Below are 20096 nucleotides of genomic sequence, written 5' to 3' on the forward strand. Positions count from 1 at the left end.
GTAAGGTCAAGCCGTGGCTGAGCAGTTGCTGATCGGCGACGTTGCGGCCCTGACCGGAATCGCATCGGGCCGCATTCGCCACTACGAGAAAATTGGGTTGCTGCACGCCGAATACCTGAGCAACGGCTACCGCGTCTTCGACGTCGACCAGGTGCTCGAGCTGCTGCGCATCGACCTGATGCGAAGCCTCGGCGTCGGCATCAACGACATCCAGCGCTTGCTCGACGGGGGCCAGACCACCCTGGCCGAACTGCTCGACGAGCACCGCACTTTGCTGGTGCGCGAGCGCGATCGGCTCGATCAGCTGATCGCGGCGATCGATGCCGCAACCGATACCGGCCCGTCCGGCCTCAACGAAGACATCCTGCGCAGGCTGGCGACGAGGCATCGCGACAGCATCGGCGTTATCGGCAGGCTCACCGCCCCGCTTTCCCCGTCCGTCACCGAGATGTACGCCCAGCTCTTCGACGGGTGGGAGCTGCCGGTTCCCGCTTTGTTCGGGCAGATGGCGTTGCCCCCGGCGGCCAGCACGCTGCTGGAGCAACTGGCCGAGACGCCGGGACATCAAGTGCTTTTCGACCGGCTGCGCAAACTCGCCAACGACGTGGTTGCGTTAGACGCAAGCGATTCCGCGGCAACAGAACTCGCGCGCACCTGGATCGACGCGCAAGTGGCCGACCCGTTGCCCGAAGACGTGGTCGGCGTGCTCCGGCGGGTGCAACCGTTGCTGGTGAACGACCCGGTGATGGTGCAGGGATTCCGGGCCTGGGCCGGCTCCATAAGCCCGGCGGCCGCCCATTTCCTTGATGAGATCTCCTGGCAGACCGCCCGCCGCGGCCTGGAGGCCATCATCGTCATCGTGCTGCCTGGCGATCCGTCGGTGTGATGCATATGTGATCTCTGATGCTCAGGTGGTTCACGTGACAAGTGATGTTCCTGTCGTACCCTGTGGCATGTGTCGGTCTCGCGCCGTGACGTGCTCAAGTTCGCGGCCGCGGCCCCGGGGCTGGTAGGGCTGGGCGTCGCGGCGGCGTCGTTGCGGGCCGCGTCGGCCTCAGCGTCACTGGGCACCCTGCTCGATTACGCGGCGGGCGTGATCCCGGCCAGCCAGATCAGGGCCGCTGGAGCGGTCGGATCCATTCGCTACGTCTCGGACCGCCGGCCGGGCGGCAACTGGATGCTGGGCAAGCCGATCCAGGTGGGTGAAGCCCGTGACCTGAGCAGCAACGGGCTCAAGATCGTCTCGTGCTACCAGTACGGCAAGGGGTCCACGGCCGACTGGCTGGGCGGGGCGGCCGCGGGGCTGCAACACGCGCAGCGCGGGATGCAGTTGCACGCCGCCGCCGGCGGTCCCGCGAACGCCCCGATCTACGCTTCGATCGACGACGACCCGTCGTACGAGCAGTACAAGCAGCAGATAGTCCCGTACCTGCGTTCCTGGGAGTCGGTGATCGGGCACGAGCGCACCGGCGTGTACGCCAATTCGAAAACCATCGAGTGGGCGCTGCACGACGGCCTCGGCTCGTACTTCTGGCAGCACAACTGGGGCTCGCCGAAGGGCTTCACCCATCCGGCCGCGAGCCTGCATCAGGTGGAGATCGACAAACGAAGCGTCGGCGGGGTGGGGGTCGACGTCAACGAAATCCTCAAACCGCAATTCGGTCAGTGGGCCTAGGGTCCCCGCGGTCCGACTTCCAGCAAACACTCGTTCGCTCATTTTCAGCCGTCGCGGGTCGGGCCTACGGGACTGACGCGGCGTCAACGGCGGTTAAGCGAGCCGAATTTTTTAACATAACGATTACATAACAATCGTGCCTTGATCAGCGCAGTTATAGCTACTCGACCGTAACCACCTGCATGCAGCAGGTTTGTTCGCCGCGCCCGCGCGGGCGGTTAAACCCGGTGTTACCCACGACACGGTTACCCGTGCGTAGAACTCACCAGTAACCGATCAACATGCAAAAAGGGCACTGATCCTTATGACACTCTTAGTACAGCCGATGCCGTCCGCCGCCCCGCTCGACCGTTGGGGTGGCCCGCGACAGCACACCGGCCAGCCGTCCTCCGGCTGTGATTCGACGGGGAATCGACGTTATGACAACAGGCCCCCACCGTCGGGAACGGCCGAACGAAACCGAGACGTAAAGACGCATACAGGGGAGAGATAGAAGGTGACGATCCACGAGCACGACCGGGTGTCCGCCGACCGCGACGGGAACAGCCCGCACAGCGCCCATGCTCTGGTCGACCGTCTGACGGCCGGCGAGCCGTATGCCATCGCCTTCGGCGGGCAGGGCAGCGCCTGGCTGGAGACCCTCGAAGAGCTGGTGTCGTCGGCCGGGATCGAGTCCGATCTGGCAACGCTGGTCGGCGAGGTGGAACTGCTGCTCGAGCCGGTGGCCAAAGAGCTGGTCGTAGTCCGTCCGATCGGTTTCGAGCCGTTGCGGTGGGTGCGCGCGCTGGCCGCCGAGGATCCCGTCCCGTCGGACAAGCACCTGACGTCGGCCGCGGTGTCGATCCCCGGCGTGCTGCTCACCCAGATCGCGGCGGCGCGTGCGCTGGCCCGGCAGGGCATGGATTGGACCGCGACGCCCCCGGTGGCCGTCGTCGGGCATTCGCAGGGCGTGCTCGCCGTCGAGGCGTTCAACGCCGCGGGCGCCCGTGACATCGAGCTACTGGCCCTGGCCCAGCTGATTGGCGCGGCCGGGACGCTGGTCGCCCGTCGGCGCGGAATCTCCGTGCTGGGCGACCGCCCCCCGATGGTCTCGGTGACCAACGCCGACCCCGAACGCATTCGCCGGCTGCTCGACGAGTTCGCCCAGGACGTGCGGACCGTGCTGCCCCCGGTCCTGTCCATCCGCAACGGCCGCCGATCGGTCGTCATCACCGGCACCCCGGAGCAGCTTTCGCGCTTCGAACTGTATTGCCAGCAGATCTCCGAAAAGGAAGAGGCCGACCGCAAGAACAAGATCCGCGGCGGCGACGTCTTCGCGCCGGTCTTCGACCCGGTCCGGGTCGAGGTGGGCTTCCACACGCCGCGGCTGGCCGACGGCATCGACATTGTCGGGAGCTGGGCCGAGAAGGTCGGCCTCGACGTCGCGCTGGCCCGGAAGCTGACCGAGGCCATCCTGGTGAGCGGCGTCGACTGGGTGGACGAGATCACGAGCGTTCACCAAGCCGGCGCCCGCTGGATTCTCGACCTGGGGCCCGGGGACATCCTGACCCGGCTGACCGCGCCGGTGATCCGCGGCCTCGGTGTCGGCATCGTGCCCGCCGCCACCCGCGGGGGTCAGCGCAACCTCTTCACCGTCGGGGCCACCCCCGAGGTCGCCCGGGCGTGGTCGACCTACGCCCCCGGCGTGGTCCGCCTTCCCGACGGCCGGGTCAAGCTCTCGACGAAGTTCACCCGGCTGACCGGACGCTCGCCGATCCTGCTCGCCGGCATGACCCCGACCACCGTCGACGCCAAGATCGTCGCGGCCGCGGCCAACGCGGGGCACTGGGCCGAGCTGGCCGGCGGCGGACAGGTCACCGAAGAGATCTTCGCCGACCGCATCGAGGAGCTCGCCGGACTGCTCGAGCCCGGGCGCACCTACCAGTTCAACGCCCTGTTCCTCGATCCCTACCTGTGGAAGCTGCAGGTCGGCGGCAAGCGGCTGGTGCAGAAGGCCCGCCAGTCCGGCGCCGCGATCGACGGCCTGGTGATCAGCGCCGGCATCCCGGACCTCGAGGAAGCCGTCGAATTGATCGACGAGCTCAACGACGTCGGCATCAGCCACGTGGTGTTCAAGCCCGGCACGGTCGAGCAGATCCGCTCGGTCATCCGCATCGCGACCGAGGTGCCCACCAAGCCGGTAATCATGCACATCGAGGGCGGCCGCGCCGGCGGGCACCACTCCTGGGAGGACCTGGACGACCTGCTGCTGGCGACCTATTCGGAACTGCGGTCGCGCCCCAACATCACGGTTTGCGTCGGCGGCGGCATCGGCACCCCGGAGCGGGCGGCCGAGTACCTGTCCGGGCGTTGGGCCGAGGCCTACGGCTTCCCGTTGATGCCGATCGACGGCATTCTGGTCGGCACCGCGGCGATGGCGACGCTCGAGTCCACCACCTCGCCGTCGGTCAAGCGGATGCTCGTGGAAACCACCGGCACCGACCAGTGGATCAGCGCCGGAAAAGCCCAGGGCGGCATGGCTTCCAGCCGTAGCCAGCTCGGCGCCGACATCCACGAGATCGACAACAGCGCCTCGCGGTGCGGTCGGCTGCTCGACGAGGTCGCCGGCGACGCCGATGCGGTCGCCGAGCGCCGCGACGAGATCATCGCGGCGATGGCCAACACCGCCAAGCCGTATTTCGGCGACGTGGGGGAGATGACCTACCTGCAGTGGTTGCGGCGCTACGTCGAACTGGCCATCGGCGACGGCGATTCGACCGCCGACACCGCGTCCCCCGGCAGCCCCTGGCTGGCCGACACCTGGCGCGACCGTTTCCAGCAGATGCTGCAGCGCGCCGAAGCGCGTTTGCACCCAAAGGATTTCGGGCCGATCGAGACGGCCTTCGCCGACAGCGAGCTGCTGGAGAACCCCGAGGCGGCGATCGAGCTGCTGCTCGCCCGCTACCCGGACGCCGAAACCGTGCAGCTACACCCGGCCGATGTGCCGTTCTTCGTCACGCTGTGCAAGACCCTGGGCAAGCCGGTCAACTTCGTGCCGGTCATCGACAAGGACGTGCGGCGCTGGTGGCGCAGCGACTCGCTGTGGCAGGCCCATGACGCCCGTTACGACGCCGACCAGGTGTGCATCATCCCGGGCACCGCGGCGGTGGCCGGCATCACCCGGATGGACGAGCCCGTCGGCGAGCTCCTCGACCGCTTCGAGCAAGCTGCCATAGATGAAACGCTGGCCGCGGGTGCGGAGCCCCGGCCGGTCACGTCGCGCCGGCGCGGGCGCGCGGACGTGACGGGACCGCTGGCCGTCGTGCTCGACGCGCCCGACGTGCAGTGGGCCGGCCGCACCACGACCAACCCTGTTCATCGGATCGCCGACCCGAATGACTGGCTGGTGCATGACGGACCGGAAAGCCAGCGTGCCACCCACTCCTCCACCGGGGCGCGGCTCGAGGTCAACGGTGACGGCGTCGTGCTGAGCGTGCCCGTGTCGGGCGCGTGGGTCGATATCCCATTCCGGTTGCCCGCCAACACCGTTGACGGCGGCACCCCGGTGGTGTCCACCGAGGACGCCACCGCCGCAATGCGCGCGGTCCTGGCGATCGCCGCGGGCGTCGACGGGCCGGACCTCCTGCCCCCGGTCACCAACGGGAGGGCCACCCTGACGGTGGACTGGGATCCCGAGCGGGTTGCCGATCACACCGGCGTCACGGCCGTCTTCGGCGAGCCGCTGGCGCCGAGCCTCACCACCGTGCCCGACGCGCTCGTCGGCCCTTGCTGGCCCGCCGTTTTCGCGGCCATCGGCTCGGCGGTCACCGATTCCGGTGTCCCGGTGGTCGAGGGCCTGCTGAGCCTGGTGCATCTGGACCACGCCGCCCACGTGGTCGGCACGCTGCCGACGGTGCGGGCCCAATTGACCGTCACCGCAACGGCTTCGGGCGCCTTCGACACGGACATGGGCCGGGTGGTCCCGGTCTCGGTGTCTATTTCGGACGCGGACGGTGCGGTAATCGCCACGCTCGCGGAGCGTTTCGCGATCCTCGGGCGCACCGGCGCGGCCGAGCTCACCGATCCGGTCCGGGCTGGCGGGGCGGTGTCGGAGAATGCGACCGACACGCCGCGTCGTCGCCGTCGCGACGTCACGTTAACGGCGCCGGTGGACATGCGCCCGTTCGCGGTGGTGTCCGGTGACCACAACCCGATTCACACCGATCGGGCGGCCGCGCTGCTGGCCGGGCTGGAATCGCCGATCGTGCACGGCATGTGGCTGTCGGCCGCGGCGCAGCACGCGGCGACCGCGACCGACGGCAAGGCCCGCCCGCCCGCTCGGCTGGTCGGCTGGACGGCGCGTTTCCTGGGCATGGTGCGCCCCGGTGACGAGGTCGATTTCCGGGTGGATCGCGTCGGAATCGACCGGGGCGCCGAGGTTTTGGAGGTGGCCGCTCGGGTCGGCTCGGACCTGGTGATGTCGGCCACCGCGCGGCTGGGCTCCCCGAGGACCGTCTACGCGTTCCCCGGGCAGGGCATCCAGCACAAGGGCATGGGCATGGAGGTCCGGGCCCGGTCCAAGGCGGCGCGCAAGGTATGGGACGCCGCCGACAAGTTCACCCGGGACACGCTGGGCTTCTCGGTGCTGCATGTGGTGCGCGACAACCCGACCAGCATCATCGCCAGCGGCGTGCACTACAACCACCCTGAAGGCGTGCTGTACCTGACGCAGTTCACCCAGGTCGCGATGGCGACCGTGGCCGCCGCGCAGGTCGCCGAGATGCGTGAGCAGGGTGCCTTCGTCGAAGGCGCCATCGCGTGCGGCCACTCCGTCGGTGAATACACCGCCCTGGCCTGCGTGACCGGCATCTATGAGCTGGAAGCCTTGCTGGAGATGGTGTTTCACCGCGGGTCCAAGATGCACGACATCGTGCCGCGCGACGAGCTGGGTCGCTCCAACTACCGACTCGCGGCGATCCGGCCCTCGCAAATCGACCTGCCCGACGAGGAGGTTCCGGCGTTCGTCGCCGGGATCGCCGAGAGCACGGGTGAATTCCTCGAGATCGTGAACTTCAATCTGCGTGGCTCTCAGTACGCGATCGCCGGCACCGTGCGCGGCCTGGAGGCACTGGAGGCCGAGGTCGAGCGTCGGCGCGAGCTCACCGGCGGCCGGCGCTCGTTCATCCTGGTGCCCGGCATCGACGTGCCTTTCCACTCGCGGGTATTGCGGGTCGGCGTGGCCGACTTCCGGCGCGCGCTGGAGCGGGTCATGCCGCGCGACAAGGATCCCGACATCATCATCGGCCGCTACATCCCGAACCTGGTGCCGCGGCCGTTCACCCTCGATCGCGACTTCGTCCAGGAGATCAGGGATTTGGTGCCCGCCGAGCCGCTCGACGAGATCCTCGCCGACTACGACACCTGGCGTCGTGAGCGGCCGGCCGAGCTGGCCCGCAAGGTGTTGATCGAGCTGCTGGCCTGGCAGTTCGCCAGCCCAGTGCGCTGGATCGAGACCCAGGACCTGCTGTTCACCGAGGAGGCCGCGGGCGGTCTCGGTGTGGAGCGGTTCGTCGAGATCGGTGTCAAGTCGGCGCCGACCGTCGCCGGCCTCGCGACCAACACCCTCAAGCTGCCCGAATACGCGCACAGCACGGTCGAAGTGCTCAACGCCGAGCGTGACGCCGCTGTGCTGTTCGCCACCGACACCGACCCGGAGCCGGAGCCCGAGGACGAGGTCGACGATTCCATCGCAGCCACCGCGGACGCGGCGGCGCCGGAAACCGCTGCGTCCGCACCGGTTTCCGCACCGGCCGCGCCGTCGGGGGCAGCTCGGCCGGACGACATCACGTTCGACGCCGCCGACGCCACCCTGGCGCTCATCGCGCTGTCGGCCAAGATGCGCATCGACCAGATCGAACAGCTGGACTCCATCGAGTCCATCACCGACGGCGCGTCGTCGCGGCGCAACCAGCTGCTGGTGGACCTGGGTTCGGAGCTGAACCTGGGGGCCATCGACGGCGCCGCCGAGGCCGATCTGGCCGGTCTGCGCGCGCAGGTGACCAAGCTGGCGCGCACGTACAAGCCTTACGGCCCCGTGCTTTCCGACGCGATCAACGACCAACTGCGCACGGTGCTGGGGCCGTCGGGCAAGCGGCCGGCCGCGATCGCCGAGCGGGTCAAGAAGACCTGGGAGCTGGGCGAGGGTTGGGCCAAGCACGTCACGGTGGAAGTGGCGCTGGGTACCCGCGAGGGCACCAGCGTTCGTGGCGGCGCCATGGGCCACCTGCACGAGGGTGCGCTGGCCGATGCCGCCTCCGTCGACAAGGTCATCGACGCGGCCGTCATGTCGGTCGCCGCGCGGCACGGCATTTCGGTGGCGCTGCCCTCGGCGGGCGGTGGCGGCGGCGCGACCATCGACGCGGCCGCGCTCTCCGAATTCACCGACCAGATCACCGGTCGCGACGGCGTGCTGGCCTCGGCGGCCCGCCTGGTGCTGGGCCAGCTGGGCCTCGACGACCCGGTGAGCGTGTCGCCGGCGGCCACCGATGCCGAGCTGATCGACTTGGTCACCGCCGAATTGGGGGCGGACTGGCCACGTTTGGTGGCTCCGGTGTTCGACGCCAAGAAGGCCGTCGTGTTCGACGACCGCTGGGCCAGCGCCCGCGAGGACCTGGTCAAGCTCTGGCTGACCGACGAGGGCGACATCGACGCCGACTGGATGCGGCTGTCCGAGCGGTTCGAGGGCGCGGGCCACGTCGTCGCCACCCAGGCCACCTGGTGGCAGGGCAAGTCGCTGGCCGCCGGCCGCCAGATCCACGCGTCGCTGTACGGCCGCATCGCCGCCGGCGCCGAGAACCCGCTGCCGGGTCCGTCCAGCAGCGAGGTCGCCGTGGTGACGGGCGCTTCCAAGGGCTCGATCGCGGCCTCGGTGGTCGCGCGGCTGCTCGACGGCGGCGCCACCGTCATCGCGACGACGTCCAAGCTCGATGACGAACGGCTGGCGTTCTACCGCGGGCTCTACCGTGACCATGCGCGCTACGGTGCCGCCCTGTGGGTGGTGGCGGCCAACATGGCGTCCTACTCCGATATCGACGCCCTGGTCGAGTGGGTCGGCACCGAGCAGACCGAAAGCCTTGGGCCGCAATCCATTCACATCAAGGATGCGCAGACCCCGACGCTGCTGTTCCCGTTCGCGGCCCCGCGCGTCGCCGGCGACCTGTCCGAGGCCGGTTCGCGCTCCGAGATGGAAATGAAGGTCCTGCTGTGGGCCGTGCAGCGGCTGATCGGCGGCCTGTCGAAGATCGGCGCCGAGCGCGACATCGCGTCGCGCCTGCACGTGGTCCTGCCGGGCTCGCCCAACCGCGGCATGTTCGGCGGCGACGGCGCCTACGGCGAGGCCAAGTCGGCGCTGGACGCGCTGGTGAGCCGCTGGCACGCGGAGTCGTCGTGGGCGGCCCGAGTCAGCTTGGCGCATGCGTTGATTGGCTGGACGCGTGGCACCGGGCTGATGGGCCATAACGACGCGATCGTCAGCGCGGTCGAGGAGGCCGGCGTCACCACCTATTCCACCGACGAGATGGCCGCGATGCTGCTCGGGCTGTGCGACGTGGAGTCCAAGGTGGCCGCGGCCAGCAAGCCGATCGAGGCGGATCTGACCGGCGGCCTCGCGGACGCCAACCTCGACATGGCCGAACTCGCCGCCAAGGCGCGCGAGGAGATGTCGAGCGAGGCGGCCAGCGAGGACGACGATGACGCGGCCGCGGGCACCATTCGCGCGCTGCCATCCCCGCCGCGCGGCTACCGTCCCGCGCCACCGCCGGAATGGGCCGACCTGGACGTCGACCCGGCCGACCTGGTGGTGATCGTCGGCGGCGCCGAGCTCGGGCCGTACGGTTCGTCGCGCACCCGCTTCGAGATGGAGGTCGACAACGAGCTGTCGGCGGCCGGTGTGCTGGAGCTGGCGTGGACCACCGGGCTGATCCGCTGGGAAGATGACCCCCAACCCGGTTGGTACGACACCGAATCGGGTGATCTGGTCGACGAGTCCGAGCTGGTCGAGCGCTACCACGACACCGTGGTGGAACGCTGCGGGATCCGCGAGTTCGTCGACGACGGCGCGATCGACCCCGATCACGCGTCCCCGCTGCTGGTGTCGGTGTTCCTGGAGAAGGACTTCGCGTTCGTGGTGTCCTCGGAGGCCGACGCGCGCGCGTTCGTCGAGTTCGACCCGGAGCACACGATCATCCGGCCGGTGCCCGACTCGAGTGACTGGCAGGTGATCCGCAAGGCGGGCACCGAGATTCGGGTGCCACGCAAGACCAAGCTGTCCCGCGTCGTCGGCGGTCAGGTGCCGACCGGGTTCGACCCGACGGTGTGGGGCATCAGCCCCGACATGGCGAGTTCCATTGACCGGCTTGCCGTGTGGAACATCGTGGCGACCGTCGACGCGTTCCTGTCGGCCGGCTTCAGCCCGGCCGAGGTGATGCGCTACGTGCACCCGAGCATGGTGGCCAACACCATGGGTACCGGCATGGGTGGTGGCACGTCGATGCAGACGATGTACCACGGGAACCTGTTGGGCCGTAACAAGCCGAACGACATCTTCCAAGAGGTGCTGCCGAATATCGTTGCGGCACACGTGGTTCAGTCCTATATCGGCAGCTACGGCGCGATGATCCACCCCGTCGCAGCCTGCGCGACCGCCGCCGTGTCGATGGAGGAGGGCCTCGACAAGATCCGGCTGGGCAAGGCCGAGATGGTGGTGGCCGGTGGCATCGACGACCTGACGCTCGAGGGCATCATCGGCTTCGGCGACATGGCCGCCACCGCGGACACCGGCATGATGCGCGGCCGGGGAATCCACGACTCGAAGTTCTCCCGGCCCAACGACCGGCGCCGGCTGGGCTTCGTCGAGGCACAGGGTGGCGGCACGATTCTGCTGGCGCGCGGTGACCTGGCCCTGAAGATGGGCCTGCCGGTGCTCGCGGTGGTCGCGTTCGCGCAGTCGTTCGGCGACGGCGTGCACACCTCGATCCCGGCCCCGGGACTGGGTGCGCTGGGCGCGGGCCGCGGCGGCAAGGACTCGCCGCTGGCGCGTGCGCTGAACAAGTTGGGTGTGGGCGCCGACGACATCGCCGTGATCTCCAAGCACGACACGTCGACGCTGGCCAACGATCCCAACGAGACCGAGCTGCATGAGCGGCTGGCCGACTCGCTGGGCCGCTCGCCGGGCGCCCCGTTGTTCGTGGTGTCGCAGAAGAGCCTCACCGGTCACGCCAAAGGCGGTGCCGCGGTCTTCCAGACGATGGGCCTGTGCCAGATGCTGCGCGACGGGGTCATCCCGCCCAACCGCAGCCTGGACTGCGTCGACGACGAACTGGCGGGCTCCTCGCACTTCGTGTGGGTGCGCGAGACGCTGCGGTTGGGTGAGAAATTCCCGCTCAAGGCGGGGATGTTGACCAGCCTCGGGTTCGGCCACGTGTCCGGGCTCGTCGCGCTGGTACACCCGCAGGCGTTCATCGCGGCGCTGGACCCGGATCAGCGCGCCGACTATCAGCGGCGTGCGGACGCGCGCTTGCTGGCCGGTCAGCGCCGACTCGTGTCGGCCATCGCCGGCGGCCCGCCGATGTATCAGCGGCCCCCGGACCGTCGCTTCGACCATGACGCGCCGGAGAAGCGGCAGGAGGCGGCGATGCTGCTGAATCCGGCCGCCCGCCTGGGCGAGGACGAGGCCTACGTCGGGTGACTTCGGTTATCGGTTAACCTGGCCAGCCATGGGCATTGTCGGTGTGGGGATCGATCTCGTCTCCATCCCTGATTTCGCCGAGCAAGTCGACCAACCGGGAACGGCTTTCTCCGAAACGTTCACGCCGGGTGAGCGGCGCGACGCCTCGGACAAGAGCTCGTCGGCGGCGCGTCACCTGGCGGCCCGCTGGGCGGCGAAGGAGGCGGTGATCAAGGCGTGGTCGGTGTCGCGGTTCGCGCAGCGACCCGTGTTGCCCGAGGACATCCACCGCGACATCGAGGTGGTCACCGACATGTGGGGCCGCCCCCGCGTGCGGCTGACCGGCGACATCGCTAAGCATCTGGCCGACGTGACGATCCACGTGTCGCTGACGCACGAAGGGGACACCGCCGCCGCGGTTGCCATCCTGGAGACCCCTTGAGCGCTCGCGGAATAGCGGAGCGCGTCCGCGAGGTGTTGCCGTCGGTGCGCCGCGACCTCGAGGACCTGGTGCGGATCGAATCGGTGTGGGCCGACCCCGCCCGCCGCGACGAGGTGCACCGCAGCGCGCGGGCCGTGGCGGACCTGTTGTCGCAGGCCGGTTTTGGCGACGTGCGCATTGTCAGCGAGGGCGGGGCGCCGGCCGTCATCGCGCGGCATCCGGCGCCGCCAGGAGCGCCCACCGTGTTGCTGTACGCCCACCACGACGTGCAGCCAGAAGGCGATCACAGCCAGTGGGCGTCGCCGCCCTTCGAGCCGACGGAACGCGACGGGCGGCTGTACGGCCGCGGCAGCGCCGACGACAAGGCCGGTGTCGCAACACATTTGGCGGCATTTCGGGCCCATGGCGGCCGGCCGCCGGTCGGCGTGACGGTCTTCGTCGAGGGCGAGGAGGAATCCGGCTCCCCGTCGCTGGGTCGATTGCTCGCCGCGCACCGCGACGCGCTGGTCGCCGACGTGATCGTGATCGCGGACTCGGACAATTGGAGCACGGACACACCCGCGCTGACGGTTTCGTTGCGTGGGCTGGTCGACTGCGTGGTCGAGGTCGCGACGCTCGACCACGGGCTGCACTCGGGCCTGTGGGGCGGTGTGGTTCCCGACGCGCTGAGTGCCCTGGTGCGGCTGCTGGCCAGTCTGCACGACGACGACGGCAACGTCGCCGTGGCCGGTCTGCACGAAACCGACATCAGCTCACTGAATTATCCCGACTATCCGCCCGAGCGGGTCCGCGCCGATTCCGGTGTGCTGGACGGGGTGTCCGAGATCGGTTCGGGGTCGGTGCCCCAGCGGCTCTGGGCGAAACCGGCGATCACGGTGATCGGCATCGACACGACACCCGTTGCGGCAGCGTCGAATACGCTCATCCCGCGGGCCCGGGCCAAGGTCAGCATGAGGATTGCGCCCGGCGGCGACGCCGAGGCGCACCTGGACGCATTGACCGCGCATCTGCAGCGGCACGCCCCGTGGGGGGCGCGGGTCAGCGTCACGCGCGGCGACAAGGGAGAGCCCTACGCCATCGACGCCAGCGGCCCCGTTTACGACGCGGCGCGAGCGGCCTTCCGGCAGGCCTGGGGCGCCGAGCCGATCGATATGGGCATGGGCGGCTCGATCCCGTTCATCGCGGAGTTCGCCGCCGCGTTCCCGAAGGCGAAGATCCTCGTCACCGGCGTCGAAGACCCTGCGACCCAGGCGCACAGCGTCAACGAGAGCGTGCACCTGGGCGTGCTGGAGCGCGCGGCGATCGCGGAGGCGCTGTTGCTGGCCAAGCTGGCCTAGGTTTTAGCGGTTGCGCTGCGAGACGATGTTGTTGCTTCCCGTCCTGTTGATCGTCGGCGCGCCACCCCGGTAGGTCACCAGGTTGTCGTCGCCGATGATGCCGATGGTGTCGGCGCTGTCGACGGTGACTTTGTTTGCGCTACCTCGGATGTCGAGCCGCAGGCAGTGGCCGGTGACGGTGTAGGTGTTGTTGCCCCCGTCCAGCTCGAGGTTTCCGTTGTTGCAGTCGATCGTGCCCGTCGTACCGGCGTTGATCATGATGAGGTGCCCGTGCACGGTGTCCTTGTTGTAGTGAGTCGCCATGTAGCACCCGATGGCGATCAGGGCCGCGACCCCACAGATCAGGAGAAATCTTTTTCGGGGATTCTTCGCCAGCTCGACCAAGCTGGGAAACCGCCGCCACAAAGACTCGCCGGGTACCGCCCCACTTCCCGAGTCGGTCGTGAAGGGCTGGGGCGGCGTCACGGGTGGCTGGCCGACGCCGCGCTCCAGGTCGCGTATGTACTGCTCGGGGTCTTCTCGGTCCCTCATCGTCGGCTCCTTACACGTCTCCATCTAGGAACGCGCCATAAGTCTGCCCCATGACGCTTGCGAGATCCTTGTGCGCGACCGGACCGGCGTTGCGTCTACGAGTTGCTGAAACGCGCGAGCGGGCGCAAAGTACCCGTGGGCGGGGGCGAGAACGGAGAACTGATGAAGTCCTTGTTTGCCCTAGCCCTCGCGCTATCGGTCGTGGCGTCGCTGACGATGGCGCCGGTCGCGGCCGGTGCACCGGGCGATGCGGTGGTGTACACCGTGACGTCGGATGCCCCGTTGGCGGCGGTGTCGTATTACGACGCAACAGGTGTCCTGCAGATTCTGAACAATCAGCCTGTGCCGTGGTCGGTCTCGTTCACCAGCAAGGACACCAGCCCATCGGCGGTGCTGAGCGTCGCCGCGAATCCGACAGGTCAGAAGACGACGTGCACGATCACCGTCAACGGGACGGTGAAGGACACCCAGTCCAAGACCGGGGCGGGCGAAGCCAACCTGGTGCAGTGCATCTCAACGTAATCGGAACTCACTATTCGAACCCGCTCGACAATCCTCACGTTCCGCGGTCGACCTCGTCAAAAACCGCAACCGCGTGGGCAAATGGTTGCGAGGTGACGCCTAGTGGGCCGAAAGGATGGTCAAGCACGAAGACGAGGAATAGCAGTAAGCCGAGCAGGACAGCGACGGTACTCGTCAGGACCATGTGACCACGGTTGCTCGTCAGGCGCAAGAAACCGGTGAGCGTGATCAGCACCAACCCGCCGAAGATCAACGAACACCACAGCAGCGGCGGTATTCGTGGCTTGGCATCGAGGATCCGGGTGCTGCGTTCGGATGCCAAGGCGGTCAGCCGGCCTAGAAAATCTTGGCTGATGGGGCTCGACGCGGCATTGGACTGCTGACCGCCGACGATGCGATACATTCCCGTGATCGCGGCCCGCCCACGATTGCTGATGCGGCCGAAATCCTGCTTGCCCCACTCCGGGCCCTGCGTCCCATCCGCGTACTGGCGCAGCTGTTCGCGGATCTGCGATTGCTCGGGCTGCGGCATGGCGACGGTCTGGCGGTACATCGTCGTCAATGTCGATGCCTCGTTGGAAACATTGACCTCGGCGGACAGGAATTCCTGCCAGCCGACCACAACGGTGAAACCGAGGAGAGCGCCGTAGACCAGTCCCACAACCGTCACATACGGCGAAAGCGCCGAGTTATGTTCCGGGCCGGTGTCATCGGAAAGGACTCGGCTGCCCAGCTGGACGGTGCTGACCGCTATCAGTACTGCGCCGACGATGACGACGGCCAACAACAGCCAAGCTCCGATTGCCCCGAAGTCCCCCATCAATCATCAGGATGCCAACAATCGCCAGCCATCTCGCGAAGCGCCACCGACGTGTCGCCGAATAACTTCGTGAGTTGTCCACCAGATGATTGCCGCTGTGGTGGGATCTTCAATCCTCGACTACACCGAGAGGTCGCGCCGCAGCTTGGCGACGTGGCCGGTGGCCTTGACGTTGTACTGCGCGACGGCGATCTTGCCCTTCTCGTCGACCACGAAGGTCGACCGGATCACCCCGGTGACGGTCTTGCCGTACATCTGCTTCTCCCCGTAGGCGCCCCACGCCGTCAGCACCTTGCGGTCGGGATCGGACAGCAGCGGGAACGTCAGCTTCTCGGCGTCGCGGAACTTCGCCAGCTTCTCGGGCTTGTCCGGCGAAATGCCCACCACGTCCAGTCCGGCCTCGTTGAGCTCGCGCAGGTTGTCGCGAAAGTCGCATGCCTGTTTGGTGCATCCCGGTGTCGAGGCGGCCGGATAGAAATAGACGACCACTCGGCGGCCCTTGTAGTCGGCCAGCGACACCGTGTTGCCGTCGGCGTCGGGCAGGCTGAAGGCGGGCGCCTTGTCGCCCGGGGCGAGCCGTGTCGTCTCGGTCAAGACGGGTCCTTTCTCTTCACCGGCGCGATGGGGTTATCGCCGGCTGATCTAGGGTAGTGCGGGCAGGTGCATCACCTGAAGACTGGGACTTGGAGGACAGACACGTGGCGGACCGGGACCCCGAGGCCATCAAGCGGGACATCGACCTCGCCCGCGACCAGCTGGCGGCCACCGTCGACTCACTCGCCGAGCGCGCCAACCCCCGCCGTCTCGCCGACGACCTCAAGGCCCGCGCTGTCGAATTCGTGAAGAAGCCCGTGGTGATCGCTTCGCTCGTGGGGATCTCGTCGGTCGTCGTGATCGTCGTGGTCCGCCGGATCAGGGATCGCTGACCATCGCAAAAAGTGGCGAGTCCCGTATTTGGGGAGCCGTTGTTTATCGCGCCGTCTTGGCGGCTTCGCGACGAGCCTTCTCTTTCGCACGGGTCGAGCAGCAATGTCCCATATCGCAATGGAACCGGTCGGCGCATTCATGCGAGCAATAAATTGAGGCGGCCGGAAGCCAGTCCGGATCGGACAGGTCACGCCGTCGATCGTTCGGATCGAACGTATGGCCGCAATGTACGCAGACCTTGACCTTGGCCTTGGTAGCCATGTCGATCAGCGTACGCGCTATTGCCTTAAATCTGTGCTGGTTTCAACCCGTGACAACAATGGACGTCTTGTAACAAGTTTGCGCCGGCGAATCGGCTATTTCCGGACACTGAATTTCGGCACGACCGCGCGGCCATCCCGATGAGAACGACGGCTGGAGGTCTACACCATAAATCAGTGCCTCACAGTGAAATCGCTTGTAGCGCAAGTTGTTCCACGCCTCCCGCTCCGCGCGGTCGTGGATGTCCTTTGCCGAGCGTCGCTTATTGCTGTCCGCGCGAGTAGCTCACCCTGCCGTTGCGTCGTCGCCCAGCAAACTGGCCAGCTGGGGCACGACGAGCGGTGCGGTTGCCGTGCGGCTCGGAGCGACCGCGCGCCAGGCAGGAATTAACTCGACCGTCATGGCGTTGGCTAGCGATTGCGCGGGCGCCGAGATGCGTAGACGGTGAACCCGTGGCACATTCCTAGTCGGAGGGGACGGTGTTGAGGCTACTCAAGCGGGCATGGGTTGCGCTGGTTGTCGTTGTGGCAGTGGTCATCGGCGGCGTTGCGGTGCAGCGCCTCAGCGGCGTCTTTCCGGGACCCGGCCTACCCAAGCCCGACCCGCGCGACGCGACCCCGCCCTACGCGGCCAAGACCGCCATCTACGAAATCCTGGGACCACCAGGGACAACCGGCGTCGTCAACTGGATGGATGCCGACGCGCAACCGCAGAAGGCCAACTTCACCACGTTGCCGTGGTCGCAGACGATCGTCGCGGAAATGCCCGGCATCTTCGCGTACGTCGTCGCACAAGGCGACGGCCCGTCGATGGGCTGCCGGATCACCGTCGATGGCAAATTGGTCGATCAGCAACAAGTCAACACGCGTGATGCGCAGGTCTCCTGCTTGGACAAATCCGCGTGACCGATAACTCGAGCGACACGGACGAGATACCCGTCGCGCAACGTGCCGAAGTCGAGCACAAGCCGCGTCTGGCCCGCGCCATCCGCGTTCTGGCGTTGCCGATCGTAGTGATCTGGCTGTTGATTGCGGTGGGCGTCAACGTCTTCGTCCCGCAGTTGGAGAAAGTTGCCGAGGACGTCTCGGTGCCGCTCTCGCCATCCGACGCGCCCTCGGTGACCGGGATGAAGCACATCGGGGAGAAGTTCAAGGAGTACGACTCCGACAACCTCGTTTTGGTCACCCTCGTCGGTGACCAGCCGCTCGGCCAGGACGCCCACCGCTATTACGACGATCTGGTCAAGAAGCTGAAGCAGGACACCAAGCACGTCGAGCATGCGCTCGACTTCTGGGGACAGCGATTCACCGCCTCGGGTGTCGAGAGCTACGACCACAAGTCCGCCTACGTCCAGGTCAACCTGCGCGGCGACCAAGGCGGCGCTGTCGGCGACAAGTCGGTCGACGCGGTTCGCAAGATCGTCGCGGACTCGACACCCCCTCCGGGGGTGAAGGCCTACGTCGCGGGTCAGGGGGCCCTGACCGACGACACGATCGTCGTGGGTAACGCGAGCCTGTTCAAGATGACGATCATCACCGTCATCATCATCGCGATCATGCTGATGTTCGTATATCGGTCCATCGGCACTGTGCTGTTGACGATGGTGATTCTGTTCGTCGGACTGGCCACCGGCCGAGGCGTGGTGGCGCTGCTGGGCAACACCGGCATCATGGGGCTTTCGACGTTTGCCGTCAACTTGCTGACGGCACTGGCCATCGCGGCCGGCACCGACTACGCGATCTTCATGGTGGGCCGTTACCAGGAGGGTCGCGAGCGGGGACTCGACCGCGAAGCCGCCTACTACGACACCTTCGCCGGGGTCACCAAGGTGGTGCTGGGCTCGGGTTTGACGATCGTCGGCGCGCTGGCCTGTTTGCATTTCACTCGACTGCCCTACTTCAATTCGCTGGCATACCCATGCGCAATCGGTCTGTTGGTCGTTGTGGCCGCTGGGGTGACCCTGACGCCGGCGCTGATCGCAGTCGCAAGCGGTTTCGGCCTTTTCGACCCGAAGCGCAAGTTCAACTACACCCGGTGGCGCCGCCTGGCGACAGCCATCGTGCGGTGGCCGGCGCCCATCCTCGCGACCTCCGTCATCCTGGCGATCGTCGGCGCCATCGGGCTGATGGGCTTCAACCCCCGTTACAACGACCTGTACTACCTACCCAAGAGCGCTTCCTCAGTTCAGGCATACGACGCGGCCGATCGTCACTTCACCCAGGCCCGGCTGAATCCGGACCTGCTGATGATCGAATCGGACCACGATCTGCGTAACCCCACCGACATGCTGGTCCTGGACAAGATTGCCGGAGCCATCTTCCGGGTGCCCGGCATCGAACGGGTGCAGAGCATCACCAGACCGCTGGGGCCGCCGATCCAGGACGGGTCCGTCCCGTTCCAGCTCAGCGTGCAAACCGCGCCGATCCGAAGCAACCTGAACTACCTCAAAGACCGCGTCGCCGACATCAAGAAGATCACCGGTTTCCTCGACACTCAGATCGCGCTGTTGGAGCGCCAGTACGCGGTGACCCAAAAGCTCGCGGCCGCTGCGGAGGACAGCTCGAAAACCACGGGGGAGACAGCGGCGATCACGGACGAGATCCGGGACCACATCGCTGATTTCGACGACTTCTGGAGACCGATTCGCAGTTACTTCTACTGGGAGAAGCACTGCTACGACATCCCGATCTGCTGGTCGCTGCGATCGCTGTTCGACGCGTTGGACGGATTCGACCAGCTGGCCGAAAAGTTCCACGCCCTCACCGGCGATCTCTCCGACACCGCAAAGGCCACCCGCGAGCTGCTGGCGATCATTCCCGAGAATATTGCCGTCAGTAAGGCGATCCGCGACACGACACTGACCATCTACAGCACGTTCGACAACCTGGTCGATCAATTCGATCGGCTGACCGACACGAACGCCGTAATGGGCAAGTCCTTCAACGACTCTCAGATCGAGAGCCTGTTCTACCTGCCCCCCGAGATCTTCAAGAACCCCGACTTCCAGTTGGGGTTGAGCTTGATGGTGTCGCCGGACGGCAAGGCCGCCCGGTTCATCATCACCCACGCCGTGGATCCGGCGACGACGAAGGGAATCGCGTCGGTCGAGCAAGAGCGCCAGGCGGCCAAGGAGGCGATCAAACTCACCTCGCTGCAGAACGCCGACATCTACCTCGGCGGCACCGCTGCGACGTTCAACGACATCGCCCACGGCGCCAAGTTCGACCTGATGATCGCCGGGGTGGCCTCAATTGTGCTCATCTTCATCATCATGGTGATCGTCACCCGCGCTTTGGTCGCTGCGGGCGTCATCGTCGGCACGATCGTGCTGTCGCTGGGGGCCGCCTTCGGATTCTCGACACTCATCTGGCAGCACCTCCTTAATTTCGAGTTGCACTGGGTGGCAACCGAATTCGCGTTGATCGTGCTCTTGGCTGTGGGATCGGACTACAACCTGATGCTGGTGTCGCGAATCGAGGAAGAGATCGGAGCGGGCCTGAAAACGGGTCTCATCCGCGGCATGGGTCTCACCGGCCCGGTGGTGACCGCCGCCGGTCTCGTGTTCGCCGTCACCATGGCCACGATGATCACCAGCGACCTCCGGGCGATCGGCCAGTTCGGCACCACGATCGGGCTCGGCCTGATGTTCGACACCTTTGTCGTGCGATCGCTCATCACGCCGTCGATCATGACGGTGATGGGACGCTGGTTCTGGTGGCCAAAACGGGTACGCGTCCGCCCCGCCAGCCAGATGCTTCGGTCCGTCGGCCCGCGCCCGCTGGTTCGCGCGCTGCTGTACCAGCCGCGGCACGCGGATGTGCAGAGCAGCGCCCGGGACAGCACGCCGGTTGCAGGTTGAGGCGTCGTTGAGACGCGTC

The 20096-nt window shown here is 67.1% G+C and carries 13 protein-coding genes; 9 read left to right on the top strand and 4 right to left on the bottom strand.

Annotated features, from left to right (window positions below):
- The first annotated feature begins 13 nt into the window (after window positions 1-13).
- The 5 genes from AWB92_RS02160 (at window position 14) to AWB92_RS02180 (ending at window position 13157) form a co-directional block, all read left to right on the top strand.
- Window positions 14-886 (top strand): MerR family transcriptional regulator, encoded by an 873-nt coding sequence (locus AWB92_RS02160; protein WP_085183858.1) that lies wholly within the window; start codon window positions 14-16, stop codon window positions 884-886.
- Window positions 887-955: 69 nt separating this feature from the next.
- The gene (locus tag AWB92_RS02165) at window positions 956-1675 is read left to right on the top strand and encodes a DUF1906 domain-containing protein (protein ID WP_085183859.1); all 720 of its coding nucleotides are present in this window, start codon (window positions 956-958) and stop codon (window positions 1673-1675) included.
- A 496-nt stretch (window positions 1676-2171) separates the two neighbouring features.
- Entirely contained in the window at window positions 2172-11399 is a 9228-nt protein-coding gene (locus tag AWB92_RS02170) for a type I polyketide synthase (RefSeq protein WP_085183860.1), read from the top strand.
- Between the two features lie 28 nt (window positions 11400-11427).
- A complete protein-coding gene (locus AWB92_RS02175) occupies window positions 11428-11820 on the top strand; it encodes a holo-ACP synthase (RefSeq protein ID WP_066928483.1) in 393 nt (130 codons plus the stop codon).
- Window positions 11817-13157 carry a dipeptidase gene (locus AWB92_RS02180; RefSeq protein WP_085183861.1) on the top strand — a complete coding sequence of 447 codons (1341 nt, stop codon included), beginning with the start codon at window positions 11817-11819 and terminating at the stop codon, window positions 13155-13157. The genes AWB92_RS02175 and AWB92_RS02180 overlap by 4 nt, the downstream gene beginning before the upstream one ends.
- A gap of 3 nt (window positions 13158-13160) precedes the next feature.
- On the opposite strand, the gene AWB92_RS02185 is transcribed toward AWB92_RS02180, so the two are convergent.
- Window positions 13161-13688, bottom strand: coding sequence for a DUF3060 domain-containing protein (locus tag AWB92_RS02185; protein ID WP_158090346.1), 528 nt, complete (start codon window positions 13686-13688; stop codon window positions 13161-13163).
- A gap of 162 nt (window positions 13689-13850) precedes the next feature.
- On the opposite strand from AWB92_RS02185, the gene AWB92_RS02190 reads away from it, so the two are divergent.
- Window positions 13851-14210 carry an MmpS family transport accessory protein gene (locus AWB92_RS02190; protein ID WP_142281904.1) on the top strand — a complete coding sequence of 120 codons (360 nt, stop codon included), beginning with the start codon at window positions 13851-13853 and terminating at the stop codon, window positions 14208-14210.
- Window positions 14211-14244: 34 nt separating this feature from the next.
- Here AWB92_RS02190 and AWB92_RS02195 read toward each other — a convergent pair whose 3' ends face one another.
- Both AWB92_RS02195 and bcp read right to left on the bottom strand, forming a co-directional pair.
- Window positions 14245-15030 (bottom strand): DUF4239 domain-containing protein, encoded by a 786-nt coding sequence (locus tag AWB92_RS02195; protein ID WP_085183864.1) that lies wholly within the window; start codon window positions 15028-15030, stop codon window positions 14245-14247.
- 120 nt (window positions 15031-15150) lie between these two features.
- On the bottom strand, window positions 15151-15624 hold the full coding sequence (gene bcp, locus AWB92_RS02200; RefSeq protein WP_067155298.1) for a thioredoxin-dependent thiol peroxidase: 474 nt from the start codon (window positions 15622-15624) through the stop codon (window positions 15151-15153).
- Between the two features lie 104 nt (window positions 15625-15728).
- Here bcp and AWB92_RS02205 point away from each other — a divergent pair, with 104 nt between their 5' ends.
- The gene (locus AWB92_RS02205) at window positions 15729-15956 is read left to right on the top strand and encodes a DUF3618 domain-containing protein (protein ID WP_068135488.1); all 228 of its coding nucleotides are present in this window, start codon (window positions 15729-15731) and stop codon (window positions 15954-15956) included.
- 43 nt (window positions 15957-15999) lie between these two features.
- Here AWB92_RS02205 and AWB92_RS02210 read toward each other — a convergent pair whose 3' ends face one another.
- On the bottom strand, window positions 16000-16218 hold the full coding sequence (locus tag AWB92_RS02210) for a ferric uptake regulation protein (RefSeq protein ID WP_085183865.1): 219 nt from the start codon (window positions 16216-16218) through the stop codon (window positions 16000-16002).
- Between the two features lie 482 nt (window positions 16219-16700).
- Between AWB92_RS02210 and AWB92_RS02215 the strand changes: the two genes are divergently transcribed.
- Together AWB92_RS02215 and AWB92_RS02220 are read left to right on the top strand one after the other, a co-directional pair.
- A complete protein-coding gene (locus AWB92_RS02215) occupies window positions 16701-17123 on the top strand; it encodes an MmpS family transport accessory protein (protein WP_173817334.1) in 423 nt (140 codons plus the stop codon).
- The gene (locus AWB92_RS02220; RefSeq protein ID WP_085183867.1) at window positions 17120-20077 is read left to right on the top strand and encodes an RND family transporter; all 2958 of its coding nucleotides are present in this window, start codon (window positions 17120-17122) and stop codon (window positions 20075-20077) included. The genes AWB92_RS02215 and AWB92_RS02220 overlap by 4 nt, the downstream gene beginning before the upstream one ends.
- The last annotated feature ends 19 nt before the right edge of the window (window positions 20078-20096 follow it).

Source organism: Mycobacterium sp. IEC1808, assembly GCF_002101935.1.
In the GTDB taxonomy this organism is placed as follows: Bacteria; Actinomycetota; Actinomycetes; order Mycobacteriales; family Mycobacteriaceae; genus Mycobacterium.

What these genes read in the sequence shown, in the direction of transcription:
- AWB92_RS02175 (WP_066928483.1), top strand. Translation starts at nt 11,428, where the DNA reads ATGGGCATTGTCGGTGTGGGGATCGATCTCGTCTCCATCCCTGATTTC.
- AWB92_RS02185 (WP_158090346.1), bottom strand. Translation starts at nt 13,688, where the DNA reads ATGAGGGACCGAGAAGACCCCGAGCAGTACATACGCGACCTGGAGCGC.
- AWB92_RS02190 (WP_142281904.1), top strand. Translation starts at nt 13,851, where the DNA reads ATGAAGTCCTTGTTTGCCCTAGCCCTCGCGCTATCGGTCGTGGCGTCG.
- AWB92_RS02195 (WP_085183864.1), bottom strand. Translation starts at nt 15,030, where the DNA reads ATGGGGGACTTCGGGGCAATCGGAGCTTGGCTGTTGTTGGCCGTCGTC.
- AWB92_RS02210 (WP_085183865.1), bottom strand. Translation starts at nt 16,218, where the DNA reads ATGGCTACCAAGGCCAAGGTCAAGGTCTGCGTACATTGCGGCCATACG.